A 23,220-nucleotide genomic window follows, 5' to 3' on the forward strand; every position below is an offset into this window, starting at 1 on the left:
TGCCCGGCATCTAGGATGCGACCGGCAAAAGGGCAATCGCTATGGCGCAGGACGAGGGCAGCCAGAAGGGTGCGGGCGGTTCGCATGACCGGACGGACGACCCCGTGATGGAGATGAAATCCGTGCCGCAGGGTATCGAGTGGCAGGCGATGCATGCCGAACGCAACGGGGCGCCCGGTACAGCCCGCGTGATCCGCGCCCTGCTGCCGGTGCTGGAAAGCGAAACTGCGGTGGGCAGGCGCATGGCGGCGTGGCAGGGGCCGGTGATCAGGGATGCCCTCCCGCTGCGGATTACAGCCGGGCTGCACCATCTCCTGCTGACCGGGCAGGACCGTTCGCTGGAACCGGTCTATGCCGGTATCACCACCGACCAGCGAACCGTCGACCGTCTGGTGGGCGAGATGATCCACAAGCATGACACCGTGCTGCTGCCGTGGCTGGACGGGCCGCCGCAGACGAACGAGGCGGGCCGATCCTCGGCCATCATGGCGGGGCTGGCGTGGCTGTCGCAGCGGCTAGGACCCTGCTTCGAGCTGAACGAGATCGGGGCGAGTGCCGGCATCAACGCGATGATGGACCGGTATGCCTATGATCTTGGCGGCGTAGAGTTCGGCTCTTCGTCGCCGCTGCGGCTTGCGCCCGAATGGCGCGGCGATCCGCCGCCCGATGCCGGGGTGACGATTACCGGAGCCCGTGGCTGCGACCTCAAACCGATCGATTTGCGCGACCCGGAAGCGGTGCTTCGGCTGAAAAGCTATGTCTGGCCCGAAGCCGTCGAACGCATGGCGCGGATCGATGCCGCGCAGTCGCTGGCGCAGGAGCGCGCGCCCGAACTCGACCGCGCGGATGCCGGCGATTGGGTCGAGGCGATCATGGCGGAACCGCAGGTGGAGGGGACCACGCGCTGCCTGTTCCATACGATCGTCTGGCAATATCTGCCCAAAATCACGCAGGATCGCATCAAGCGGACTGTCGAACAGGCGGGAGGCGCTGCCGGTGCCGCGAGGCCCGTTGCCTGGCTGCGGCTGGAGACCGACCGGCAGACATTCGCGCATGAACTGCAGGTGCGGTTCTGGCCGGGCGGCGAGCAGTGGGTGACGCTTGCCGCCGCGCATCCCCATGGCGCCTGGGTCGAATGGCGCGCATGACGATGTGGCCGATCCGCCGGTTCAGTCGGTTCGGGCGAGGAACTCATCCAGCGCGGCATTCACCTTATCCGGCGCTTCCCAAGTTACGAAATGCCCGCTTTCAGGCACTTTGACGATGGTGAGATCGTCGATCACCGCATCCAGGCCGTCGAGATTGGCAGGCGGCAGAGCGGAATCGTCCATTCCCCAGATGACCAGCGTGGGAATGGCAAGATCGGGCAGGGCAGGCGGGCTGTAATCGTCCGGCAGGGCGAAGGGTTCATCCATGGCCGGCACCTTGACCGGGGACGCGCGGTACCAGTTCAGCATGCCGAATGCCGCGTCCCGGTCCTGCCAGTCCTCCATCAGCGCCTCGCGCTCTTCAGGCTCCATTGCCGACGGGCGGTCCCATCTGACCTCCTTCATCAGAATTCCGGTCAGCCCGTGTTCGCGCACCAGGGCATCGTTTGCCGTATCGCGGAAGCCGCGCATGTACTGGCTGGATTCCCGCTGCTGCCGGTCGGTATAGAGCAGCCGCTGGAAAATCGCCGGATGCGGCGCGTTGGCGATCACGGCACGCGTGACGCGTCCGGTCCCCTGCCCGGCCAGGGCGATACCCCAGGCGATTGCGCCGCCCCAGTCATGACCGATGATGGTGAATTCCGGAATGCCCAACTCGGCTGCCAGCAGGAAGATGTCGCCGATCAATTTATCGGGGGTGTAGCTTGCCACGTCCTGCGGCTTCGACGAATTGCGATAGCCGCGCTGGTCGGGCGCGATGCAGCGGTAGCGATCCCGCAGATGGGCGATCTGGTGCCGCCATGTACGGTGCGATTCTGGAAAGCCGTGGAGGAAGATGAGTGCCGGCGCGTCCGGCCGATCCGCTGGCGTGCCGGTATCCACCACGTCGAGGTGAATGCCGTTCGCAAGGTCTATCCGGCGCTGTTCCATCCTGTCTTCTCCCATCAGGAACCATGCGGTTCCATTTTCTCCATATATCCCTTGGCCACCATATTCGCCATCTGGTCGAACAGTTGGTCCGGAGTCCGCCGCAATTCGCCCATGGCTTCTTCCATGCCGCGCGCGACGATGATTTCACGCTGGTTGAGCGCGATGGCATCGGCGATGATGCGCGCCGCTTCTGTGGGCGGAATGCCTTCGTCGATGGCCTTGTCGCTCACCCCGCGCCGGCCGCCATCCGGGCCGAGGGCGTTGCGTGATATATCGGTGGCGACCGATCCGGGCGCGACGACATGCACATCGATGCCGGTAACCGACAGTTCCGTCCGCAGCGCATCGGCATAGCCGACCAGCCCGTGTTTCGCCGCGCAATAGGCCGTGCGCAGCGGAACCCCGACCTTGCCCGCGATCGATGCCATGAAGACCAGCTTGCCCGTTCCGCGCGATACCATGCCGCCAAGCACTTCCTGCGTCAGCGCGATGGGGGCGAGGAGATCGATGTCCATGATGCGGCGGTAGACATCCATCTGCGTGTTCATGGCCCGCGAACGCTGCGAGATCCCGGCATTATTGACCAGCATATCCACCCCGTCGCGCCAGCCTTCGGCCTTGCGAACCGCGCCGCGCATCGCTGCCTCGTCGGTCACCTCAAATGGCAGGACCATGGTTTCGCAGGGAATTTCCTCCGCAACCGCTGCCAGCCTGTCTTCGTCCCGGCCCGACAGGATGAGCGCGATAGCCTCCCCGTCCACCGTTTTGCCGCGCCCGGCATATTCCATCGCCAGCGCGCGGCCGATGCCCGAGGATGCGCCGGTGATCCAGATCGTGTTCGTCATGGGTAGCTCACAGTCCTGGGGTGGTCGGGGATGGGAATGTATTCTTCGCTGTCTCCGGGCACTTTTGCAAATCTCCCGGCTTTCCAGTCTTTCTTCGCCTGTACGATGCGGTCCGGATCGGAACTGACGAAGTTCCACCATACATGGCGCCTCGTCGCAAAGGCTTCTCCGCCGAGCAACATGGCAAGCCCTCCATTGTCCGACCGCCGAACCATCTCCTCCCCCGGCGCAAGCACGACCAGGTCGTAAAGGGTGAGCCCGGTGCCGCCAAGAGCTGCATCGCCGCCGACCAGCATGATCGCGCGTTCGTCGGCGCCCGCCTCGATCGGAATGGCGCCGCCTGCGTCCAGTGCAATCTGCGCGTTGATCGTTTCGGCATAGGTGGTGACGGGCGAACGGCTGCCCCACAATTTGCCCATGATGATCGTGGCCTTCGCACCGTCCGCGTCGATCACGGGCAGGTCGCGCCGCGCCTCGAATGCCGGTGCGATCTCCTCGCGCCCGTCGGGCAGGGCGAGCCAGGTCTGCATGCCGTAAAGGCGCGGGCCGTCCCCGCGCTCGCCCTGCGGGCTGCGTTCGGAATGGACGATGCCGGTGCCCGCCGTCATCAGATTGACCTGGCCGGGCCGGATGGTGGCCAGCGTGCCGAGGCTGTCGCGGTGCTCGATAGCGCCGGCATGTTCGCCGCCGAACAGCCAGGTCACGGTCGCCAGGTTGATATGCGGATGGGGGCGCACATCCATCCCCTGTCCCGCATCCAGCCGGGCCGGGCCGAATTCATCCACGAAGATGAAGGGGCCGACCATCGTCCGCTCCTTTGCAGGCAGAGCGCGGCGCACCTTGAACTGGCCGAGGTCATGCGTGACGGGCGTGATCGTCTGCAGGCTTGACATGCTCATGATGCCTCGCCGCGATATTCACCGGGTGCATAGGCCTTGATGGCGAGCGCATGAACCCGCTGCCCCGGAATGTCGCCCAGCGCGTTGTTGACCAGCCGCTGCCGCTGCAGCCTGCCCTGACCCGCAAAAGCCGCGCTTTCCACGATGACGGTGAAGTGCGATTCGCCGCTGCCGTCATCGCCGGAATGGCCCGCATGCGATGCACTGTCATTCACCACCTCCAGGGTGATCGGCGTCAGCGCCGCTTCCAGCCGTTCGTGGATCTCCTGCGCAAGAGGGCCGGGATCGGATTGCATTTTCGTCATTGTCAAGCCTTCCATTTCGCTTTGCACCTACCATCCTAAGGGCGTGGCATACACTAAGTTCCATGGAAGATACGAAAGCGACGGGCGAAGCTGCGAAAGACCGGGCTGCGGCGAAGCGGGTGAATTCCGCGCGCCGGGCGGGCGCGGTTCGGGTTTCGACGGGCCGGGCGACTGGCGCTGGTTCTGCCTTGAACATGTGCGCGAATTCAATGCCGGATACGACTGGTTCGAAGGCATGAGCGCCGAGGAAATCTACGCGGCTCAGGCGCCGGGGGCCGGGTGGGCCAGCGAAACCCGCGCTTTTCGCGTCGATGCGATGAGCGATGCGATGCCGCGCTGGGCCGATTTCGCGGACCCGCTCGATGCGATCAACGCGCGGGCCGATGCCATTCGGGAGCGCGGAGGTCATCGTTCGGCCGGTGCCGCAGCGCGAAACCGATTTACCGCGCATGAGGCGCGCGCGCTGGACATAATGGGGCTTGGCATGGCGACGGACCGGAAGGATCTCCGCCGCCGCTATTCCGAACTCGTGCGCCGCTATCATCCCGACCGCAATGGCGGCGACCGCGGTTTCGAAGGGCGTTTGCAGCAGGTGGTGGAAGCCTATCAGCTGCTGAAGAAATCGGCAGCCTTTACCTGATCGGTTAGTTCTGGCGAAAAGCCCAGCGCAACGTGCGGCCCATGCCGTCGGTCGCAATCCGCGCGCCCAATGCACCCAGCGGCGGATTGCGCAGGCCCAGCATGGCGCGGGCGAACGGCGGCAGCAGGTCGACGGCGGCACCGCCCAGCATCTGCTGCACCAGCACCGGCGCACCTTCGGGCCGCTGGTTCAGCACCAGATCGGCGACCTCGCGCGCTTCGGGCGATGCGCGCAGATGCCCGCGCATCGCCCTCATCATGCGTTCCGCTTCGCTGCGGGTTTCGGGCACCGGATCGGCATCCAGCAGACGCGCGATGACGGCAAATTGCCGGAAATATTCGTCCTGCTCGGCCATTGGCATGGCAGGGCGGACATAGCGGCGATAGGCCGCCAGGAAGCTCGTCGCTTCGGCCAGATGCACGAAGGCCAGCGTTTCGGGATCGCGCGCCGAATAGGGCGTGCCATCGGGAAGGGTGCCCGAAACCCGTTCGTGGATCGCGTTCACCCTCTTGATAGCTTGCCGCGCATTATCCTGCTGGCCGAAGGTCGTCGTCGCGATGAAGCGGGCCGTGCGCCGCAACCGGCCGTGCATGTCGGCGCGGAAATTCGAATGGTCGAGAACCCCCTGCAGGGCATGGGGGTGCAGCATCTGCAGCAGCAAACCGCGTATTCCGCCGACCATCATGGCCGTTATGTCGGCATGCACCATGCGGATGGGCGAATCGGGCGGGAACAGCGCGTCAACGGACGGCGGCACCGGCGTCTGGCCGCGGGAGGTGTCGTTGAACGTCGCCCGCACTCTACGGACCACCGCGTCGCGCAGCCGGTCTGCCGGCGGGGCAAGGAATGTGTCGAGCAGGGCCATTCGTGATTATATATACGCATGGGGTCGACATGCGGTGCCACAGAAAATGCGGTGCCAGGCGCTTGCGAGGGGCCGCCGCCTTCTCTAGGCCACAGGGGCAATGAACGAAATGACCGACAAGAGCTTCGACGCCGCCGAGAAAACCGTGCTGGCAGCACCCGACACCAGCGTGGATGTGCGCGACACTTTCGGGATCGACATGGACTGGCAGGTTCCCGCCTTCTCGAAGGCTGACGACCGGGTTCCCGACCTCGACGAAAATTACGTCTTCGATCCGGACACGACGCTCGCCATCCTGGCCGGTTTCGCCTTCAACCGCCGGGTGATGGTGCAGGGCTATCACGGCACCGGCAAATCGACTCATATCGAGCAGGTCGCAGCACGCCTGAACTGGCCGTGCATCCGCATCAATCTCGACGCGCATATCAGCCGGATCGATCTGGTCGGGCGCGATGCCATCGTGCTGCGCGATGGATTGCAGGTGACCGAGTTCCGCGAAGGGCTGCTCCCCTGGGCGCTGCAGCATCCCGTGGCGCTGGTGTTCGACGAATATGACGCCGGGCGCCCCGACGTGATGTTCGTCATCCAGCGCGTGCTGGAGAACGAGGGCAAGCTGACCCTGCTGGACCAGAACCGCGTCATTCGCCCCGATCCGCATTTCCGCCTGTTCGCCACGGCGAATACGGTGGGCCTTGGCGACACCAGCGGGCTGTATCACGGTACGCAGGCGATCAACCAGGGCCAGATGGACCGCTGGAACATCGTCATCGGCCTCAACTATCTGCCTCGGGAAACCGAACAGGACATCGTCGCGGCCAAGAACCCCGATGCCGACAGGGCGCAGATCGCCAGCATGATCCGCGTTGCCGATCTGACGCGGCAGGGCTTCATCAATGGTGACATTTCGACTGTAATGAGCCCGCGCACCGTCATCACCTGGGCGCAGAATACCGCCATCTTCAAGGATATCGGCTTCGCATTCCGCCTCAGCTTCCTCAACAAATGCGACGAGGCGGAACGGATGCTGGTGGCCGAATATTACCAGCGCGTCTTCGGTGAGGAACTGCCCGAAAGCATCGTCGGCAAGAACGGCTGACGCTCGGCGCGGCCCGACAGCTAGTCGGGCGTGGTCATCAGCACATTCATCACCGCAGTGGCCACGGGGCGGGTCCGGTCGTCCTGCCATGCCTCCACCACGATATTCGCATTGCGGCGGCCTGCGCGGGTCACCCGGCCAAGGGCATAGGTCGGCCGCTTTTTCGCGGCGCTGAGGAATTGCACCGTCACATTGATCGGCTTTAACCGATGGTCGCGGCCCACCCTGCCGAGTTCCAGCCGCAGGGCGGCATAGCCGGCAGTTTCGAGCAGGCCGCTGGTGGCGCCGCCGTGCAATACGCCCGGCCGCCCTTCCGCGATGCTGGTGAACGGCAGGAGCAGGATGGGGGCGTCGCCGGTCTCGTCAGCAATCTCGATGCCGAGCGAACGCGCATAGGGAGTGAGACTATCAGGCGTTTCGCTCATCGTCATAGCCTTTGTCCCATGATCGCCATGAAGGATCCGGCGATATGCGCCACCGGGTCGTCCGCATCGCCATCATGCGCTATGCCGCGCACGAAAGCGGCGGAATTGGTCAGGCGGTAACATTCCGCACGGCCGATGACATTCGCGCCTTCTTTCGAAGGGCGCATGTAATCGACTCGCAGGTCGAGCGTCGCGATAGCGCGGAATTCGCCCATCTTCACCCACACGCTCATGCCCGATGCCATGTCCATCAGGCTGACGATCGGGCCGGATGCCAAAACGTCGCGCGACGCTTCGCCGATGAGATCGGCACGCCAGGGCAATTCCAGTTCGGCCCAGTCCGGCCCGTGATCGCGATAACGCAGCCCCAGCCATCCGCCGTGGTTCTGCGACAACAGCAAGGGCGCGGCTGCTGCCGGATCGAAGCGGGTGCGGCGCGCATCCTGCACGTTCTCGCCGCGCGAGCTGGATGTGGGTTCAGCGTTGTTCATGGCCGCGCTTCTGCGGCGAAGGGCCGCCGATTACAATATCTAACGGGACTGCTGCCGAAATGCTAACTTGCGCGCCCTAGAAGATGCCGCCGGCCAGCGCATCGATCGCGGCCTGGAGAATGACAGCCGCGGCATGGCTGTCGATCCGTTCGGCACGCTTGCGGCGGCTGACCTCCTGTCCGATCATGTCCCGTTCCGCGCTGGAGGTGGACCACCGTTCGTCCCAGAGCAGGACCGGCACGTTCAGCGTCGCCAGATTGCGGGCATAGGCACGGCTTGCCTGCGCGCGCGGACCTTCGCTGCCATCCATATTCAACGGCAGGCCGATGACCAGGCCGGCGACCCCCCGGCTTTTCGCCAGTTCAGCCAGCACTGCCTTGTCCTTGGCGAACTTCCCCCGCGGCAGGGTCTTGCCCGCCGTCGCAAATCGCCAGCCTGCATCGCAAAAGGCGGTGCCGATCGTCTTCGTGCCGATATCGAGTGCCAGCAGCACTCCACCATCCGGCAGAAGATCACGGAAAGTGGAAAATTCGGTAGTTACCGGGGCTGTTTCGTCCATGATCCAACCCTTTGCGCGACGTCGCGTTGCAGGTTCCGCCAGAACAGCGGAACGTCATAGACATGATAATTGTTGCCGGGCAGCACTGCGGCACCCATCTCTGGCGGCGGTCCGATCAGCAGCAGGCCGCGGTCATCACAGCGCGCGGGGACATAGCGCGGCACCAGTTCCCCGTCGGTCAGGTCCGTGTCCGGAACCAGGCTGCCGAGATTGGCCGAGGCGGGCGCTGTGCCATTGGCCGTTCCGCTGATCGGATTGGTGCAGACGATGCCGCTGTCTCCTCGCAGCTCTCCGTCCAGCCCGCGAGATTCGCTGTAGGTTTCGATGAGGGCCGAAGGATCCGCCGGTTCGGCGTAGCTGGACCAGCTGGCAATGCAATTCGCCTGTCCCGCCGTCGCGCAGGCCGGCAGGCCGAGTGCGGGCAGATCATGCGCGACCGAAATCGGCCAGCCGACCAGATAGGCGGCGGCGATCCGGTCTTCCAGCGCGGTCCCGGCGATCCTGCGCTGAAGCAGGCTCATCAGATGCAGCGCCCCCTGACTGTGGCCGGCGAGCACGATCGGCATGTCGGGCCCGATGCTGTCGACGAAAAAGGCGAAGGCCTGCGCGACATCTTCATAGGCAGTGTCGATCGCAGCCTCGGAATCGGGCGAATCGGTCAGGAATGCGCCGAAGGTCGCCTGCCTGTATCTCGGCGCCCAAATCTCGCTCGCCTGGTTGAACGGACTGGCCATGCCGCGAACGTAGACTTCGGCGATGCGTGCCGATTGTGCATCCTCCAGCGCCGCATTCCAGCTGGTGCGTTCGAGAAAACTGGTCGGATGGACGAAAAAGACCACAAATTCCGGATTGTTCTCGTCTGCCGTCGGCACGTCGCGCGCTTCGCCGCGTGTCGCGGGCTGCCAGCGTGCAGGATCGTCGAGACCGATGCCCGGGCGCGAGATCCACATATCGGTCGACCGATAGGCGTTGTCGGCCAATCGCTCCTGCTCGACGAAGCCGTCGCCGGGGACGAAGGCCATCTTCTGAAGCTCCTTGCCCCAAATGGCGAGGGCGAAGGCGCCTGCTATGGCAAGGACGATCAGGCCCGCGATGACATAAAGGAACTTGCGCGCCATCCTATCGGCTTCCCAACGTGGTCGCATTCGCCGCGGCGGGGTCAGGTGCGCCGGTAGTATCGATCGATTCGTCTTCCTTGCTGTTCAGTTCCGCGCGTCTTTCCAGCGCGACCTTGATCATGGCCAGCAGCGGGTCGGCAAGGAACAGGCCGATCAGCCCGAACAGGACGCCCATGATCAGCTGCATGGCAAGCACGAGGCCCGGCGCCAGGTCGACCGTCTTGCGCGCGATCATCGGCACGAGGATATAACCGTCGATCGTCTGAACGAGAAAATACACGAAGATAGTGAACAGGCCCATGTCGACGCCGCCGGAGAATCCCACGGTCACCATCAGCAATCCGGATACGATCGCGCCGACATTGGGGACAAAGGCGAGCAGCCCGGTAATGATGCCCAGCAATGCAGCCATCGGTACGCCATACCAGGCGAGCAGCGCCCAGGTGAAGATGCCTTCGACCAGCATGCCAAGCAACCGCCCGGCCATCAGCCGCCGCATGGTCGCGGCCATCCGGCTGGCGGTGATGTAGAAGTTCTCGCGCTGGGCGCTGGGGATCAGCCAGGCGAAGCCGCGTTCGTAAAGATCGGGTTCGAGCGCCATGTAGATGCCGATGATCAGGATCAGCAGCATGGTGGCAAAACCGCCGAACAGGCCGCCGATCACGCGCGTTACCGTTCCGACGCCGCTCGCCATCTGCTCCAGCATGGTCCGCACGATGTCGGGTCCGATATCGAAGCCACGGCCCTGTAGATAGGCGATCAGATCAAGTAACTGCCGGTTTATTATTTGTGGAAATTGTGCCGCTTCCTGCGAAACCCGGGTGCCTCCATACCAGAACAGCCATACGAAGAAGGCGCCGGTCAGCAGCAGGACGATGCCAATGCGTATCGTGCGTGAGATCGGTACAGCCCTGCCGAGCAGGCGCGCCCCGCCATCCACCATGGCGGCGAATACGAAGGCACCGAAAATCACGAGCAGCGATTGCGAAATCCAGATGCAGAGGATGATGAGGCCGATCACGCTGGCCCAGACCAGCGCGCGCTTCGCCTCCTGCTGCAATTGCGGGTTGCTGATGCGGGTCGGGCTGGCCCCGGTGGGCCGTTCGGAGGGGATGTAATCATTCCCTTCCAACCCGACCGAACTGCGGCCGTCTTCGCTCAAGATGTTTCCCCTGTCAGCCGCATGCGGAGCAGCCGCATCGCATTGCCGATACGCTGCCGATCATCATTCGCCATTCGCCGCCTGCGCGACCCCTTCGTCTTGCGAGGGTTCGATCGCACTCGCGGCGAGGGCAGGGCGCAGTGTGGTCCAGGCCCGTCCTTCACGCAAGGACGTAAACCAGGTGACCGGATTCCACCCGGTGCTGCCATCGAGCGAAAAGGTGATGAATTCCGCGCGGCCGCCGACATTTTCCAGCGGAACCGGGCCGCCAAGACCGCTCTCCCACGCCTCGGCACGGCTGTCGGCGGATTCGTCGCGATTGTCGCCCATCAGGAAGACGTGCCCTGCGGGTATGGCGATTTCTGCCATGTTGTCGAGCGCCTGCGTCCGGTGGTCCACGATCAGATAGGTCGCGCCGTTCGGCATGATTTCGCGATAGGTGGGCAGTTCGCAAACCGCCGCACCCGAAGCCAGGAGGCGCTTTGCGCCGGGGTAGACATCGGCAAGGCAGGGCGCGTTTGCATCGACGGGGATGTCGATGGAGGGTTCTACCAATTGCGGAACCGGCGTTCCGTTCAGCACGATCTGGCCGTTCACCACGGCGATCCGGTCGCCCGGCAAGCCGACGACGCGCTTGATGTAATCCTCGTCACGCCCGGGCGGCACGGCGATGACGATATCGCCATATTCCGGATTCGCGGGAAACAGCCGGGCGTCGCTTCTCGGCAGGACATGAAAACTCGCGCTGACCCACGACCAGCCATAAGGATATTTGCTGACCACCAGACGGTCGCCGACCAGCAGATTGGGCACCATCGACTGGCTGGGGATGTAAAAAGGCTTCGCCACCAGGCTGTGGAAGCCCAGCACGGCCAGGATCATCAGCAGAAGACCGCGCAATTCCGCGCCCCAGTTTACATCGCCCCCGCTATCTTCCGACCTGCCGCTGACGGGCCGCCCGGCTCCTTCGCGCGCGATCTCCCGTCGCTCGCCAGGGGGCGATTGCGGCGAAAGCGATGCCGTGCGCGGAAGAGCGGGATCAGTCAGTGTGGGAGAGGGCATCGGTCAGGGGTACTGCTTCCAGGATCACGAAGGCCTGCGCCCATGGGTGATCGTCCGTGAGGGTAAGATGAATGGCGATGCTGAAGCCCGCAGGCGTCAGTTCTCCCAGCCGGGCGGCGGCACCGCCCGACAGCGCGAGCGTCGGCGCGCCCGAAGGGGCGTTGATCACACCGATGTCCCTCATGAACACGCCGCGTCTGAATCCGGTTCCGACAGCCTTGGAAAATGCCTCCTTGGCGGCGAAGCGTTTGGCATAGGTGCCGGCGATGGTGAAGGGCCGCCGCCGTGCGCGGGCGCGTTCCGTGGCCGTGAACACCCGGTTCTCGAACCGTTCTCCGAACCGGTCGAGAGAGTTCTGAATTCGTTCGATATTACAGAGGTCGGAGCCCAGGCCGATAATCATCGCGTGGTCTTCATCGAATTTCGGCCATCAGGAATTGTCCATCAATTCGCGCATCCGCAGCACCGCCGGGGCAAGGCCGACGAACACGGCCTCGCCAATCAGGTAATGCCCGATATTGAGCTCCGCCAGTTGCGGTATGGCGGCAATCGCCTGGACATTGTCATAGGTGAGGCCGTGGCCCGCATGCGGTTCGATGCCGTTTTTTGCCGCCAGGGCCGCCATGTCGGCAATCCGGCGCAGCTCGGCGCCTCGTGTCTCGCCACTCGCATTCGCATATTCGCCGGTGTGGAATTCCACCACCGGCACGCCCATGCGGATCGCCGCTTCCAGCTGCCGGGGGTCCGGCGCAATGAACAGGCTGACGCGGATGCCGTGGTCCTTCAGCTTCCAGACCAGCGGTGAGAGCTGATTGTGCAGCCCCGCCGCGTCCAGACCGCCTTCTGTCGTCCGCTCCTCGCGCTTTTCGGGAACGATACAGGCGGCATGAGGGCGATGGCGCAAGGCGATCTCCAGCATTTCCGGGGTCGCAGCCATTTCAAGGTTCAGCGGCAGATCGGTTGCGGCCTGGATACGCTTCAGATCGTCGTCACGGATGTGCCGCCGGTCCTCGCGCAGATGGGCGGTAATCCCGTCGCCGCCGCATTCCGCGACGATCTGCGCTGCCCGCACCGGGTCGGGGTGATCGCCGCCGCGCGCATTCCTGATCGTCGCGACATGATCGATATTGACCCCGAGGCGCAGCTTGCGCTCCCGTTCGCCGGATGAGTGAGAGGCCACCGTCAGTTCCTGCGGCTGCCGGGCTTCGTCACGGGAATTCGCGCCAGTTCGGCCGGAACGTCTTCTGGCGCATAGGTCGGGAAATTGATGGCCACGAGCGGGATGAAGGGCACCGGCAGTTCGGCCTCGCCCAGAGTGCGGTCGACCAGCGCGGCGAGGGCGAGGACTTCCCCGCCATCCTTTTCAACCGCGGCGATCGCTTCGCGCGACGATAATCCGGTGGTCACCACATCCTCGACCAGCAGCACCTTCTCGCCCGGTTCGATTCGGAAGCCGCGGCGCAGTTCGAAAGTGCCGGTCGGGCGTTCGAGGAAGATTGCCTCCTTGCCGAGCGTCCGGCCCAGTTCATGCCCGATGATGATGCCGCCCATGGCGGGAGAGACGACCCTGTCGATCTCCGCACGCAATTCGCGCGGCAGCTTCTGCGCCAGAGCGAGCGCCAGGCGGCCCGCGCGGTCCGGGTCCATCAGCACGCGGGCGCATTGCAGGTAATTCGCGCTGTGCCGCCCTGAAGACAGGATGAAATGGCCCGAGAGCAGCGCTTCGCTCGCGCGGAATTCTGCCAATACGGTGTCTTCGGTCATGCTCTCGTCCTTCGTCTCGGCTCGTTCGCGCCAGCTTGGCATCGGCGACGGTACGGCAAGCTGTATTCCGCAGTGACGCGCCGCCGGCTGGCGAAAAATGTCCCTAGAAGCGCTTGAGGCGAGGGGCAAGCTTGCGTATAGGCGCTCCAAACAGGGTCTGCACGCGGAGCCTGACCGGCCGTGCCAGCATGGCTCGATGCCCAAGAAATACGGTCCGAAAACGGGCCGACGTGAATGGCCTGTAAACGGAAAGTGTCCGACCCGATGAATTCTGGTGAGATCACCCGCCCCATGTTGCGCAATCTGCTGACCGCCATGTCTGCCATGTTGCTGGCTCTTGCGATTGCCCTGGCGCCGCAGCTTGCGGTGGCTCAGGCCGCTACGGTCCCCTCTGCGGCAGACGTGCCGGTCGCACCGGCGGAAAATCCGCAGGCGGAAGTCGCTCCAGGACAGGTGGACCCGGCCGACGCGGCGGATGGCTCCACGGTCGAAGCTGCGCCGGGCAGCGATGCCTATACACCCCTCGACCCCAGCTGGATCAAGGGCGCGCCGGAAAGCGGCGCCATAGGTTTTCAGGATCAATACACGCCGGATGGTGAATATGCGAACTGGATGCACAACGCAATTCTGCTGCCCCTCATCACGGTGGTCTGCCTGTTCGTTCTCGGCCTGCTTCTCTGGGTCGTGACCCGCTATCGCCGCAAGGCCAATCCGGTCCCGTCCAAGACAAGCCACAATACGCTGATCGAGGTTGTCTGGACGCTCGTGCCGGTGCTCATCCTGGTGGCGATCGCGGTGCCCTCCATCACGCTTCTCGCCCGCCAGTACGAACCGCCTGCCGAAGACGCGGTGACCATCAAGGCAACCGGCTATCAATGGTACTGGGGCTTCACCTATCCCGATAATGGCGGCTTCGAAGTCATCTCCAACATGCTTGATAAAAGCGATGCGATCGCCCGGGGAGAGCCGGCGCAGGCTGCCGTGGATAATCGCATGGTAGTCCCGGCCGGTGAATGGCTGCGGATCCAGACGACCGGGGCCGACGTGATCCATTCCTTCGGCGTGCCGTCGCTCTGGTTCAAGCTTGACGCGGTGCCTGGCCGCCTGAACGAGCGGCGCTTGTTCATCAACGAGCCCGGCATATATTACGGCCAGTGTTTCGAATTGTGCGGTGCGCGTCATGCTTATATGCCGCTGGTGGTCGAGGCTTTGCCGCGTCCGCAATGGGAAGCGTGGGTGCGTTCGCAAGGCGGGACGGTGGGCGGCGAGGAAGAAGCCGCACCGGAACTCGCGCCGCTGCAGGAGCCCGAAAGCTCGCTGCCCGGCGCACCGGGGGCAGGCGCTCCGCCGACCGAGGACACCGCGCCCTCGCGCCCGACGACGATGTAACGATTTACGCTAGAAGCAGGTCAGAGACAGAAAATGGCTACCACCGCCGATAATTTCCAGGCTCACAGCGATCATCATGACGCTTCGCACGATGCCGATCACAAGCCGGGCTTCTTTGCGCGCTGGTTCATGTCGACGAACCACAAGGATATCGGCACGCTTTACCTGATCTTCGCGATCTGCGCCGGCATCATCGGTGGCGCTATCTCGGGGATCATGCGTGCCGAACTGCACGAACCCGGCATCCAGTTTCTCGGCTTCTGGGTTAACCTGCTCGGCGGCGAAGCGTCCTTCGACGTCAATCTGCACATGTGGAATGTGCTGATTACGGCGCATGGCCTGATCATGGTGTTCTTCATGGTCATGCCCGCCATGATCGGCGGGTTCGGCAACTGGTTCGTTCCGTTGATGATCGGCGCGCCCGACATGGCGTTCCCCAGGATGAACAATATTTCGTTCTGGCTGACCGTGGCCGGCTTCCTTTCGCTGATGTTCTCGATGTTCGTGCCGGGCGGTACCGGCCTCGGTGCGGGTACGGGCTGGACCGTCTATGCGCCCCTTTCGACCAGCGGGTCGCAGGGGCCGGCAGTCGACTTCTCCATCTTCGCGCTGCATCTCGCCGGGATCGCCTCGATCCTCGGTGCCATCAACTTCATCACGACCATCTTCAACATGCGCGCGCCGGGAATGACCCTGCACAAGATGCCGCTGTTCGTCTGGTCGGTTCTGGTTACCGCATTCCTTCTGTTGCTCGCACTGCCGGTCCTTGCGGCGGCGATCACGATGCTGATTACCGACCGTAATTTCGGCACGACCTTCTTCGATGCGGCCGGCGGCGGCGACCCGGTTCTCTACCAGCATCTGTTCTGGTTCTTCGGCCACCCCGAAGTCTACATCATGATCCTGCCCGGTTTCGGCATGGTCAGCCAGATTGTCGCGACCTTCAGCCGCAAGCCCGTTTTCGGGTATCTCGGCATGGCCTATGCCATGGTCGCGATCGGCGTAGTCGGCTTCGTCGTCTGGGCGCACCACATGTATACCGTGGGTCTGGACGTGAATACCAAGATGTATTTCACGGCGGCCACGATGGTGATCGCGGTGCCGACCGGCGTGAAGATCTTCAGCTGGATCGCCACAATGTGGGGCGGCAGCCTGACCTTCAAGAGCCCGATGGTATGGGCGCTGGGCTTCATCTTCCTGTTTACCGTGGGCGGCGTCACCGGCGTGGTGCTGGCGAATGGCGGCATCGACGACAATCTGCACGACACCTATTACGTGGTGGCTCATTTCCATTACGTTCTGTCGATGGGTGCAGTGTTCTCGCTGTTCGCGGGCTTCTATTACTGGTTCCCCAAGATGAGCGGCCGCTGGCATAGCGAATTGCTTTCGCACATCCATTTCTGGTTGTTCTTCATCGGCGTGAACATCATCTTCTTCCCGCAGCATTTCCTCGGGATGCAGGGGATGCCGCGCCGCTATCCCGATTACACCCCGGCCTTCCAGTATTGGAACGAGATCTCCTCGCTCGGCTATTATGTCATGGCGGCCAGCATGGGTGTGTTCTTCGTGAACCTCGTTTACGCGTTCACAGCTGGCAAGAGGGCTGCGCCCAATTACTGGGGTGAAGGTGCGACCACGCTGGAATGGAGCCTGTCCAGCCCGCCGCCCTATCACCAGTTCGAGACGCTGCCGGTGATCGAGGACGATCATGACTATCACAATCACCTGCCCCGCGCCGGCGACCGGCCGGCCACCGTCTGAGGTCATCCTGCCCGGCTGCGGCTAGGATTATGCAAGGGGAGGGTAAGCCGGTCCGGCCTATCCTCCCCTTGTCGAAAGGAACAAGCACAAGCGTCCTGCCATGAGCGTGCTCGCCCAAACCCTGCCTGCGGACTGGCGCGACTTCTTCGCCTTGACGAAGCCGCGCGTGATGACGCTGGTCATCTTCACCGGGTTGTGCGGCCTGCTGGCTGCACCTGGATCGATCCACCCGGTGCTGGGTTTTACCGCCATCCTGTGCATCGCGTTGGGCGCTGGGGGTGCTGCGGCGCTTAATCAGTGGTGGGAATCCGATATCGATGCCGGGATGAAGCGCACGGCACACCGGCCCATTCCCGCGGGACGACTGGCACGGATCGATGCCCGCGATTTCGGGATTGCCCTGTCCGCCGCCTCGGTTGGGATCATGGGCGTGGCGATCCACTGGCTGGCGGCCGTCATCCTCGCGATCTCGATCGTCTATTATGCGGTCATCTATACGATATGGCTGAAGCCCCGCACGCCGCAGAACATCGTGATCGGCGGGGGCGCGGGCGCCTTTCCGCCACTTATCGGCTGGATTGCCGTCACCGGCGAAATCACTGCCATGCCGGTTTTGCTGTTCGCAATCATCTTCTTCTGGACGCCGCCGCATTTCTGGGCGCTGGCGCTGTTCGTGCAGTCCGATTATGCGAAGGTCGGCATTCCCATGATGCCCGTCGTCCGGGGAGAAAAGTCTACTCGTCTTCAGATCATCGTCTATGCCGCCCTTCTTCTGCCGCTGGCTGCCACGCCGTGGTTCATCGGCGGCACTGGCGCGATCTACGGCATCGCGGCCCTGGCTTTGTCAGCCGCTTTCCTGATGCTGTCCGTGCCGGTCGCCTTCCGAACATCGGCACCCGATGATCCTATGAAGCCGGAGAAACGCCTTTTTGCATTCAGCATCATCTATCTTTTTGCGCTGTTCGGCATCCTGGTTGCGGATCGTGTCATTTACGGGCAGGGTTATCTGTAATGACGCCGGAAGATGAAACCGAACTGAAGCGCCGCCGCACCAGCCGCAATTATGCGCTTGGCGGGTTGCTCGTGTTCTTTGTCATTCTGTTCTACGCGATCACGATCGTGCGGATCGGAGAGTGAGATGAACGCCGGCAGCTATCCTGCTTCAACCGTGCAGAGCCGTAATCTGCGTGTCGCTCTGATCGCTCTGGCGGCGGCTGTCGGGATGCTCGGACTCGGTTACGCCGCGGTGCCGCTTTATCGCATCTTCTGCCAGGTGACCGGTTTTGGCGGCACGACACAGCGGGCCAGCATCGCCGATGCCGATCTTGCATCGCAGCTTGCCCAAAGCGCCGGATCTCCGACGATTTCCGTGCGGTTCGACGGCAATATCGCCCGCGATGTGCCCTGGTCGTTCGGGCCGGAACAGGCGACGGACACCGTCCAGATCGGTCAGCGGGACATGGCATTCTACATCGCCCGCAACAATTCCGACGTACCGATCACCGGCACGGCGACCTTCAATGTCGAGCCGGAGCAGACGGGTAAGTATTTCAACAAGGTCCAGTGCTTCTGCTTCACGGAGCAGACGTTGCAGCCGGGCGAGGAAGTTCGGATGCCGGTCCTGTATTATGTCGATCCCGCTATCCTGCAGGACGAGAACGCGAAGAATGTCGAGCAGATCACGCTGAGCTACACCTTCCACAAGGCAATCGAGGCAGAGGATAGCGCCTCCTAGCCTCTGGACCGAACCCGTGCCGCAGCCTACAGGCAGCAGCAACACGCACAACCGACAAGATCAGGACGAATCTTCTCATGGCCGGCAACACGAACCACGATTACCACATCCTGCCGCCGGACATCTGGCCGCTGGTCGCCTCGATGTCGGCGCTCACCTTCACAACCGGCCTCGTGTTCTACATGCATGAGATGGCGAATGCCTGGCTGGTCATGGGCCTGGGGATCGCAGGCCTGATCGCCACCTTCTTCAGCTGGTTCGGCAATATCGTGAAGGAAGCGCAGGCAGGCTATCACAAGCCGGTCGTGCAGTTGCATTTCCGCTACGGCATGATCCTGTTCATCGCTTCGGAAGTGATGTTCTTCGTGGGCTGGTTCTGGAGCTGGTTCGACTTCGCCCTGTTCCCCAGCGAATTGTCCGAAGTCGTCGGCGGCGTCTGGCCGCCCGAGGCGATCGAGGCGGTGATCGACCCCTTCGATCTGCCGCTGCTGAACACGCTGATCCTGCTCTGTTCGGGAACGACGGTCACCTGGGCGCATCACGCCCTGATCCACGGCGACAGGGACGGTCTGAAGAAGGGCCTGATGCTGACGATTGCGCTTGGCGTGCTGTTCAGCTTCATCCAGGCCTATGAATACCTTCATGCCCCGTTCGATTTCGGCGGTAATACCTACAGTTCGGCCTTCTACATGGCGACCGGCTTCCACGGTGTTCACGTGCTGATCGGCACGATCTTTCTGATCGTCTGCCTCGTCCGCGCCAACAAGGGGCATTTTACTCCTCGGCAGCATTTCGGCTTCGAGGCGGCAGCCTGGTACTGGCATTTCGTCGACGTGGTGTGGCTGTTCCTCTACGTCACCGTCTATGTCTGGGGCGGGTGGGGCGCCGAACTGCATTGACGGCTGCACGCAGGACGCCCGACACCGGCGAACCGCGAAAGGCCGTTCACTGGATCGTCGCATCCGTCCTGGGACAATGCCCGCGTTGCGAGGGGCGGACGCTATTCGCTGGCATCGTGCGGTTCGCCGATCGTTGCCGCGCCTGCCAGCTTGATTTTACGCGCTTCAATGTTGGCGACGGGCCGGCCGCTTTCCTCACCCTCATCATCGGTGCGCTGATGGTTGGGCTTGCCATGTGGCTCGAAATCGCGGTGCAGCCGCCCTTTTACGTTCACGTGACCCTCTGGGTTCCCCTGACCATCCTCGCCATTTTGGGAGGGTTGCGGTTTTCCAAGACCGCCCTTCTGCGCGCAGAGTTTCGGCAGGGCGCAGGGGAAGCCGGGCGCGGCGAGCGATGATCCGCCGCTTTCCCATACTCCCGACGATTATCGTCGGCATGGCGGTGGCCACGATGATGGCGTTGGGATTCTGGCAGCTTGGCCGAGCCGAATGGAAGGCTGACCTGCTCGACCGGTACAGGGCTGCCGACGGGATCGAAACCGCTGTCGAATTTCCTACGACGCAGGCGGAGATTGAAGCCGCGCGATATCGCCGGAGCAGCGTGGACTGCGTGGCGGTGCTGGCTATGCGATCGGGCGCGGGAACAAGCGCGCAGGGCACGCGCGGCTGGATGCATGTGGCGCATTGTGCGCTGGACGGCGGGCGCACGGGCGATGTCGCTCTCGGGTTCTCCCGCGATCCCCAGACGCCTGAATGGAGCGGCGGCGAGGCAAGAGGAATCATCTCGTCCAGCGGGACTCTGGTGGCGAACCCGCCGCTCGCCGGGCTGGGGCAATTGGCGAAGCCGGATCCCAACGATCTGCCCAACAACCACCTTGCCTATGCCGGACAGTGGTTCTTCTTCGCCGTTACCGCGCTGGCGATCTACTTCCTGGCCGTCCGGCGCCGGTTGCGCCCTTCCGGCAGGGAGTGATCCGGGCAGGGCGCTCGCTTGCGCGCGCCCCTTTCGCTCGCTACCCCACCCCCGTCATGCAATATATCTCCACTCGCGGCGGCGCCGAAGCACTCGATTTTGAAGGCGTGACCCTGACCGGTCTCGCTTCTGACGGAGGTCTGTTCCTTCCCGATGCATGGCCGCGCTTTTCAGCAGCCGAAATGGCGGCAATGGTCGGGCTTCCCTATCCCGAACTGGCCGCGCGCATCATGGCGCCCTTCGTTGGCGAGAGCCTGACGCAGGACCGGCTGCGCAGCCTGTGTAACACGGCTTACGGCGGCTTTGCTCATGACGCAGTCACCCCGCTCGTCCAGCTGAGCGCGCAGCATTGGTTGCTGGAACTGTTCCACGGACCGACGCTGGCGTTCAAGGATGTCGCGCTACAGATGCTGGGTCTCCTGTTCGAAGAATTCCTCGCCCGATCCGACAGTCATCTGACGATCGTCGGGGCAACCAGCGGCGACACCGGATCGGCAGCCATTCACGCGGTGGCGGACCGTGCAAAAGTCGTTATCTTCATGATCCACCCCGCAGGCCGGGTCAGCGACGTGCAGCGGCGGCAGATGACCACCGTTCATGCCGGAAATGTGCACAATATCGCCATCGACGGCAGTTTCGACGACGCTCAGGCGATGGTGAAGCGCATGTTTGCGGATCAGGCGATGAACGGCCGCTTCCGCATCGGTGCGGTCAATTCCATCAACTGGGCGCGTCTGATGGCGCAGGTGGTCTATTATTTTGCGGCGGCGCTGCAACTGGGCGCGCCGGGTCGGCGAGTCGCTTTCTCCGTTCCCACCGGCAATTTCGGCGATGTGTTCGCAGGTTATGTCGCCGCACGCATGGGCCTGCCGATCGAGCGGCTGATCGTCGCCACCAATGTCAACGATATTGCGCACCGGGCGCTGAGCACGGGCGACTATTCCGCAGGAGAGGTCACTCCCACGGCGGCACCGTCAATGGATATCCAGATCAGTTCGAACTTCGAAAGGCTGCTGTTCGAAGCGGGCGGGCGCGACGGCGTGGGCATGCAGGCGCAGATGGCGAATTTCGAGGATCAGCGGGCGATGCGCCTGTCCGACCTGCAGATTGCCGGCACCGGCGAATTGTTCCGCAGCGCCCGCGCCGATCACGATGATATGCTCCGCGCAATGCGTTGGGCGAATGAACATTGCGGGCAAGCTATCGATCCGCATACCGCCATCGGCCTGCATGCGGCGCTACAATCCGATCTGCCGCCGCAAGTGCCTGTCGTCACCCTCGCCACAGCGCATCCGGCGAAATTCCCGGATGCGGTAGAGGAGGCGACAGGGCGGCGCCCCGAATTACCCGAAAGGGTCGGAGATCTGTTCGCGCTGGAGGAGAGATTCACGCATCTGCCCAACGATTATGCCGCAGTCGCCGAATATGTCGCTGCTCATGCGACCCCGGCGCGCTGATGGCGACGCTACACGACCGGCCCTTGATCTTGGAGGGCGCAGCCTGGCCCGATTACGGTCTGATCGACAGCGGCGACGGGCGCAAGCACGAGCGTTTCGGCCCGTTCGAATTCACCCGTCCCGAAGCTCAGGCTCTCTGGTCGCCGCGCATGGTCGGCGGCGAGTGGCAGGCGGACAGCGCCTTCATCCCGGCATCGGATGAGGATGGCGGCGGTCGCTGGACCGGCAACCCGCAGGTTCCCGATGGGGGCTGGCCGATGCGCTGGAAGGAAGTGCGCTTCGCCGCGCAGCGCACACCGTTCAGGCATCTGGGATTTTTCCCCGACATGGCGCCGGTATGGGACTGGATGCGGGCGCAGCTTGCCGGGCGCGATGATGCCGAAACGCTGAACCTGTTCGGCTATACCGGGGTCGGGTCGCTGGCGCTCAGCCAGTGCGGGCCGGTTACCCATGTCGATGCGTCAAAGAAATCTGTGGCGCAGGCGCGGGAAAACGCCACGCTGTCGGGAATGGAAGACCGGCCGATCCGCTGGCTGGTGGACGATGCGGCAAAGTTTACCGCGCGTGAGGTCAGGCGAGGGCGCCGTTATGACGGCATCATCCTCGATCCCCCGAAATTCGGACGTGGGCCGAAACACGAGACCTGGCGGCTCGAGGATTGCCTCGCCCCGCTGGTGGCCAATTGCCGGCAGTTGCTGGATGCGGACAGCCGTTTCCTGTTCCTCACCGTCTATGCCGTGCGGATGTCCAGCCTGGCGCTGGGCGGGCTGCTGAACGAGCTGTTCTCCGATCTGCCGGGCCAGGTCGAGCATGGCGATCTCGCCATGCGGGAAGAAGGCGAGGGAGGCCGCCTGCTACCCACCGCGATCTTCGCGCGCTGGCGGCGGGACTGACGATTCAGGCCGCAGCGAGGTCGCGCAGGAAATCGCGAATACGCTCCGCATTCTTGCCCAGATCGCTGGCACCCACACGGCTGACCGAGCGCATGTCGACCACGCTGCCGCCACCGGGCGCCGGCGTAACGCGCAGCACGACATCGTCTTCGAACCGCAGATAAGAGGCATAGGCCGTTGCCTCCAGCCTTCCGGCGGCAGGGTCCACAGCGGCGATGGTCCAGCCTTTCTCCCGCGCCAGTGCCGCGGCACGGTCGATGGTGTCCGCAACATTCATCGGCACGATCACGCTGTCGAGATCGCCATAGGCGTCTTCATGCAGGCGTCGCCAGTTGGCCAATGTGTCCACGCCTGCCAGATTGTCTTCGCGCAGGGGGAGCGTGGTGAATTGCGGCGGGTTTGCGGTGTCGGTGGTAATGTCGTGCAGGGGCGGCAGATCGCGGGTGGGCAGGATCACGATGGCGACCAGCAGGAGAAATCCGGCCGACAGCAGCAAGCCGACAAGCGCGCGCCGCACGCTCACCCGCTGCATGATCCGGCCGGCGATCAGAACGAGCAGCGCAAAGATCGCACCGAAGGCGGCGAGCGGTGCAGCGTAGAAAAGGCCGCGAAAGCCGTCGATCTTCGGCAGAATGTCCAGACGGGCCGCGGTCGCGCCGCCGATCGCCAGGATCCAGACAGCGACGGAAATGATGAGGGCGATCAGCCCCAGGGCTGCAAAGACTTTCTGCCTGCGCATCATATATTCCCCTCTCCAGCCCCGTTCTGCACCATGTCGCCCGCCGGTCGCTGGCGTCAAGCGGC

28 protein-coding genes are annotated in these 23,220 nt (G+C 63.6%); 13 read left to right on the forward strand and 15 right to left on the reverse strand.

The window, feature by feature from the left end; translation table 11 throughout:
* The first annotated feature begins 41 nt into the window (after positions 1 to 41).
* Positions 42 to 1,148 carry a DUF2332 domain-containing protein gene (locus HG250_RS11235; RefSeq protein ID WP_240957088.1) on the forward strand — a complete coding sequence of 369 codons (1,107 nt, stop codon included), beginning with the start codon at positions 42 to 44 and terminating at the stop codon, positions 1,146 to 1,148.
* A 21-nt stretch (positions 1,149 to 1,169) separates the two neighbouring features.
* On the opposite strand, the gene HG250_RS11240 is transcribed toward HG250_RS11235, so the two are convergent.
* Genes HG250_RS11240 through HG250_RS11255 form a run of 4 tightly spaced genes read right to left on the reverse strand, consistent with a single transcriptional unit; the run spans position 1,170 to position 4,118 of the window.
* Positions 1,170 to 2,093: an alpha/beta fold hydrolase gene (locus HG250_RS11240; RefSeq protein ID WP_240957089.1), complete on the reverse strand. Its 924-nt coding sequence runs from the start codon at positions 2,091 to 2,093 to the stop codon at positions 1,170 to 1,172.
* The gene (locus HG250_RS11245) at positions 2,093 to 2,923 is read right to left on the reverse strand and encodes an SDR family NAD(P)-dependent oxidoreductase (RefSeq protein WP_170005413.1); all 831 of its coding nucleotides are present in this window, start codon (positions 2,921 to 2,923) and stop codon (positions 2,093 to 2,095) included. Before HG250_RS11245 ends, HG250_RS11240 begins: the two co-directional genes overlap by 1 nt.
* On the reverse strand, positions 2,920 to 3,822 hold the full coding sequence (locus tag HG250_RS11250; RefSeq protein ID WP_420821332.1) for a pirin family protein: 903 nt from the start codon (positions 3,820 to 3,822) through the stop codon (positions 2,920 to 2,922). The genes HG250_RS11245 and HG250_RS11250 overlap by 4 nt, the downstream gene beginning before the upstream one ends.
* Positions 3,819 to 4,118, reverse strand: a complete 300-nt coding sequence (locus HG250_RS11255; RefSeq protein ID WP_170005485.1) for a BolA family protein — start codon at positions 4,116 to 4,118, stop codon at positions 3,819 to 3,821. Before HG250_RS11255 ends, HG250_RS11250 begins: the two co-directional genes overlap by 4 nt.
* 52 nt (positions 4,119 to 4,170) lie before the next feature.
* On the opposite strand from HG250_RS11255, the gene HG250_RS11260 reads away from it, so the two are divergent.
* A complete protein-coding gene (locus HG250_RS11260) occupies positions 4,171 to 4,767 on the forward strand; it encodes a DnaJ domain-containing protein (protein ID WP_170005414.1) in 597 nt (198 codons plus the stop codon).
* 4 nt (positions 4,768 to 4,771) lie between these two features.
* Here HG250_RS11260 and HG250_RS11265 read toward each other — a convergent pair whose 3' ends face one another.
* A complete protein-coding gene (locus HG250_RS11265; RefSeq protein WP_170005415.1) occupies positions 4,772 to 5,632 on the reverse strand; it encodes an oxygenase MpaB family protein in 861 nt (286 codons plus the stop codon).
* A gap of 100 nt (positions 5,633 to 5,732) precedes the next feature.
* Here HG250_RS11265 and cobS point away from each other — a divergent pair, with 100 nt between their 5' ends.
* A complete protein-coding gene (gene cobS / locus HG250_RS11270) occupies positions 5,733 to 6,728 on the forward strand; it encodes a cobaltochelatase subunit CobS (protein ID WP_170005416.1) in 996 nt (331 codons plus the stop codon).
* Between the two features lie 20 nt (positions 6,729 to 6,748).
* Here cobS and HG250_RS11275 read toward each other — a convergent pair whose 3' ends face one another.
* The 9 genes from HG250_RS11275 to pyrE all read right to left on the reverse strand — a co-directional run bounded on the left by HG250_RS11275 (position 6,749) and on the right by pyrE (position 13,309).
* Entirely contained in the window at positions 6,749 to 7,153 is a 405-nt protein-coding gene (locus HG250_RS11275; protein WP_338103912.1) for a PaaI family thioesterase, read from the reverse strand.
* Positions 7,154 to 7,155: 2 nt separating this feature from the next.
* Positions 7,156 to 7,644 carry a PaaI family thioesterase gene (locus tag HG250_RS11280; protein ID WP_170005418.1) on the reverse strand — a complete coding sequence of 163 codons (489 nt, stop codon included), beginning with the start codon at positions 7,642 to 7,644 and terminating at the stop codon, positions 7,156 to 7,158.
* Positions 7,645 to 7,720: 76 nt separating this feature from the next.
* Positions 7,721 to 8,203, reverse strand: coding sequence for a Holliday junction resolvase RuvX (gene ruvX, locus HG250_RS11285; protein WP_170005419.1), 483 nt, complete (start codon positions 8,201 to 8,203; stop codon positions 7,721 to 7,723).
* Positions 8,182 to 9,321, reverse strand: a complete 1,140-nt coding sequence (locus HG250_RS11290; protein WP_170005420.1) for a DUF3089 domain-containing protein — start codon at positions 9,319 to 9,321, stop codon at positions 8,182 to 8,184. The genes ruvX and HG250_RS11290 overlap by 22 nt, the downstream gene beginning before the upstream one ends.
* A 1-nt stretch (position 9,322) precedes the next feature.
* On the reverse strand, positions 9,323 to 10,483 hold the full coding sequence (locus tag HG250_RS11295; protein ID WP_205763617.1) for an AI-2E family transporter: 1,161 nt from the start codon (positions 10,481 to 10,483) through the stop codon (positions 9,323 to 9,325).
* A gap of 63 nt (positions 10,484 to 10,546) precedes the next feature.
* Positions 10,547 to 11,545: a signal peptidase I gene (gene lepB, locus HG250_RS11300; protein ID WP_170005421.1), complete on the reverse strand. Its 999-nt coding sequence runs from the start codon at positions 11,543 to 11,545 to the stop codon at positions 10,547 to 10,549.
* A complete protein-coding gene (gene acpS / locus HG250_RS11305; RefSeq protein WP_170005422.1) occupies positions 11,523 to 11,948 on the reverse strand; it encodes a holo-ACP synthase in 426 nt (141 codons plus the stop codon). Before acpS ends, lepB begins: the two co-directional genes overlap by 23 nt.
* Positions 11,949 to 11,975: 27 nt before the next feature.
* Positions 11,976 to 12,725 carry a pyridoxine 5'-phosphate synthase gene (locus HG250_RS11310; RefSeq protein ID WP_170005423.1) on the reverse strand — a complete coding sequence of 250 codons (750 nt, stop codon included), beginning with the start codon at positions 12,723 to 12,725 and terminating at the stop codon, positions 11,976 to 11,978.
* A gap of 2 nt (positions 12,726 to 12,727) precedes the next feature.
* Positions 12,728 to 13,309, reverse strand: coding sequence for an orotate phosphoribosyltransferase (pyrE, locus tag HG250_RS11315; RefSeq protein WP_170005424.1), 582 nt, complete (start codon positions 13,307 to 13,309; stop codon positions 12,728 to 12,730).
* A 264-nt stretch (positions 13,310 to 13,573) separates the two neighbouring features.
* Here pyrE and coxB point away from each other — a divergent pair, with 264 nt between their 5' ends.
* From coxB to HG250_RS11360, 10 genes are all read left to right on the forward strand, one after another.
* Positions 13,574 to 14,698, forward strand: a complete 1,125-nt coding sequence (gene coxB, locus HG250_RS11320) for a cytochrome c oxidase subunit II (RefSeq protein ID WP_240957090.1) — start codon at positions 13,574 to 13,576, stop codon at positions 14,696 to 14,698.
* Between the two features lie 33 nt (positions 14,699 to 14,731).
* On the forward strand, positions 14,732 to 16,459 hold the full coding sequence (ctaD, locus tag HG250_RS11325) for a cytochrome c oxidase subunit I (protein WP_170005425.1): 1,728 nt from the start codon (positions 14,732 to 14,734) through the stop codon (positions 16,457 to 16,459).
* A gap of 100 nt (positions 16,460 to 16,559) precedes the next feature.
* The gene (locus HG250_RS11330) at positions 16,560 to 17,471 is read left to right on the forward strand and encodes a heme o synthase (protein WP_170005426.1); all 912 of its coding nucleotides are present in this window, start codon (positions 16,560 to 16,562) and stop codon (positions 17,469 to 17,471) included.
* Positions 17,471 to 17,596, forward strand: coding sequence for a hypothetical protein (locus HG250_RS13060; protein ID WP_277348097.1), 126 nt, complete (start codon positions 17,471 to 17,473; stop codon positions 17,594 to 17,596). Before HG250_RS11330 ends, HG250_RS13060 begins: the two co-directional genes overlap by 1 nt.
* 1 nt (position 17,597) lies before the next feature.
* Positions 17,598 to 18,194 carry a cytochrome c oxidase assembly protein gene (locus HG250_RS11335; protein WP_170005427.1) on the forward strand — a complete coding sequence of 199 codons (597 nt, stop codon included), beginning with the start codon at positions 17,598 to 17,600 and terminating at the stop codon, positions 18,192 to 18,194.
* Between the two features lie 77 nt (positions 18,195 to 18,271).
* Positions 18,272 to 19,093, forward strand: coding sequence for a cytochrome c oxidase subunit 3 (locus HG250_RS11340; RefSeq protein WP_170005428.1), 822 nt, complete (start codon positions 18,272 to 18,274; stop codon positions 19,091 to 19,093).
* Between the two features lie 53 nt (positions 19,094 to 19,146).
* The gene (locus tag HG250_RS11345) at positions 19,147 to 19,491 is read left to right on the forward strand and encodes a DUF983 domain-containing protein (protein WP_170005488.1); all 345 of its coding nucleotides are present in this window, start codon (positions 19,147 to 19,149) and stop codon (positions 19,489 to 19,491) included.
* Positions 19,488 to 20,066, forward strand: coding sequence for an SURF1 family cytochrome oxidase biogenesis protein (locus tag HG250_RS11350; protein WP_170005429.1), 579 nt, complete (start codon positions 19,488 to 19,490; stop codon positions 20,064 to 20,066). Before HG250_RS11345 ends, HG250_RS11350 begins: the two co-directional genes overlap by 4 nt.
* Positions 20,067 to 20,122: 56 nt before the next feature.
* Positions 20,123 to 21,523: a threonine synthase gene (gene thrC / locus HG250_RS11355; protein WP_170005489.1), complete on the forward strand. Its 1,401-nt coding sequence runs from the start codon at positions 20,123 to 20,125 to the stop codon at positions 21,521 to 21,523.
* Positions 21,523 to 22,416 (forward strand): class I SAM-dependent methyltransferase, encoded by an 894-nt coding sequence (locus HG250_RS11360; protein ID WP_170005430.1) that lies wholly within the window; start codon positions 21,523 to 21,525, stop codon positions 22,414 to 22,416. The genes thrC and HG250_RS11360 overlap by 1 nt, the downstream gene beginning before the upstream one ends.
* Before the next feature lie 4 nt (positions 22,417 to 22,420).
* Here the strand turns inward: HG250_RS11360 and HG250_RS11365 are convergent, their stop codons facing one another.
* Positions 22,421 to 23,158, reverse strand: coding sequence for a DUF1499 domain-containing protein (locus HG250_RS11365; protein ID WP_240957091.1), 738 nt, complete (start codon positions 23,156 to 23,158; stop codon positions 22,421 to 22,423).
* Positions 23,159 to 23,220 lie beyond the last annotated feature (62 nt).

The organism is Pseudopontixanthobacter vadosimaris, from assembly GCF_012979275.1.
GTDB classification, from domain to species: Bacteria; Pseudomonadota; Alphaproteobacteria; order Sphingomonadales; family Sphingomonadaceae; genus Pseudopontixanthobacter; species Pseudopontixanthobacter vadosimaris.

Bases quoted from the DNA above. Each gene is read 5' to 3' on its own strand.
- cobS (WP_170005416.1), top strand. From the start codon at position 5,733: ATGAACGAAATGACCGACAAGAGCTTCGACGCCGCCGAGAAAACCGTG.
- HG250_RS11255 (WP_170005485.1), bottom strand. From the start codon at position 4,118: ATGCAATCCGATCCCGGCCCTCTTGCGCAGGAGATCCACGAACGGCTG.
- HG250_RS11280 (WP_170005418.1), bottom strand. From the start codon at position 7,644: ATGAACAACGCTGAACCCACATCCAGCTCGCGCGGCGAGAACGTGCAG.
- HG250_RS11330 (WP_170005426.1), top strand. From the start codon at position 16,560: ATGAGCGTGCTCGCCCAAACCCTGCCTGCGGACTGGCGCGACTTCTTC.
- HG250_RS11340 (WP_170005428.1), top strand. From the start codon at position 18,272: ATGGCCGGCAACACGAACCACGATTACCACATCCTGCCGCCGGACATC.
- HG250_RS11365 (WP_240957091.1), bottom strand. From the start codon at position 23,158: ATGATGCGCAGGCAGAAAGTCTTTGCAGCCCTGGGGCTGATCGCCCTC.
- HG250_RS13060 (WP_277348097.1), top strand. From the start codon at position 17,471: ATGACGCCGGAAGATGAAACCGAACTGAAGCGCCGCCGCACCAGCCGC.
- pyrE (WP_170005424.1), bottom strand. From the start codon at position 13,309: ATGACCGAAGACACCGTATTGGCAGAATTCCGCGCGAGCGAAGCGCTG.
- HG250_RS11245 (WP_170005413.1), bottom strand. From the start codon at position 2,923: ATGACGAACACGATCTGGATCACCGGCGCATCCTCGGGCATCGGCCGC.
- HG250_RS11335 (WP_170005427.1), top strand. From the start codon at position 17,598: ATGAACGCCGGCAGCTATCCTGCTTCAACCGTGCAGAGCCGTAATCTG.
- coxB (WP_240957090.1), top strand. From the start codon at position 13,574: ATGAATTCTGGTGAGATCACCCGCCCCATGTTGCGCAATCTGCTGACC.
- HG250_RS11290 (WP_170005420.1), bottom strand. From the start codon at position 9,321: ATGGCGCGCAAGTTCCTTTATGTCATCGCGGGCCTGATCGTCCTTGCC.
- HG250_RS11250 (WP_420821332.1), bottom strand. From the start codon at position 3,822: ATGAGCATGTCAAGCCTGCAGACGATCACGCCCGTCACGCATGACCTC.
- ctaD (WP_170005425.1), top strand. From the start codon at position 14,732: ATGGCTACCACCGCCGATAATTTCCAGGCTCACAGCGATCATCATGAC.
- HG250_RS11240 (WP_240957089.1), bottom strand. From the start codon at position 2,093: ATGGGAGAAGACAGGATGGAACAGCGCCGGATAGACCTTGCGAACGGC.
- thrC (WP_170005489.1), top strand. From the start codon at position 20,123: ATGCAATATATCTCCACTCGCGGCGGCGCCGAAGCACTCGATTTTGAA.
- HG250_RS11350 (WP_170005429.1), top strand. From the start codon at position 19,488: ATGATCCGCCGCTTTCCCATACTCCCGACGATTATCGTCGGCATGGCG.
- ruvX (WP_170005419.1), bottom strand. From the start codon at position 8,203: ATGGACGAAACAGCCCCGGTAACTACCGAATTTTCCACTTTCCGTGAT.
- HG250_RS11265 (WP_170005415.1), bottom strand. From the start codon at position 5,632: ATGGCCCTGCTCGACACATTCCTTGCCCCGCCGGCAGACCGGCTGCGC.
- acpS (WP_170005422.1), bottom strand. From the start codon at position 11,948: ATGATTATCGGCCTGGGCTCCGACCTCTGTAATATCGAACGAATTCAG.
- HG250_RS11275 (WP_338103912.1), bottom strand. From the start codon at position 7,153: ATGAGCGAAACGCCTGATAGTCTCACTCCCTATGCGCGTTCGCTCGGC.
- HG250_RS11235 (WP_240957088.1), top strand. From the start codon at position 42: ATGGCGCAGGACGAGGGCAGCCAGAAGGGTGCGGGCGGTTCGCATGAC.
- lepB (WP_170005421.1), bottom strand. From the start codon at position 11,545: ATGCCCTCTCCCACACTGACTGATCCCGCTCTTCCGCGCACGGCATCG.
- HG250_RS11360 (WP_170005430.1), top strand. From the start codon at position 21,523: ATGGCGACGCTACACGACCGGCCCTTGATCTTGGAGGGCGCAGCCTGG.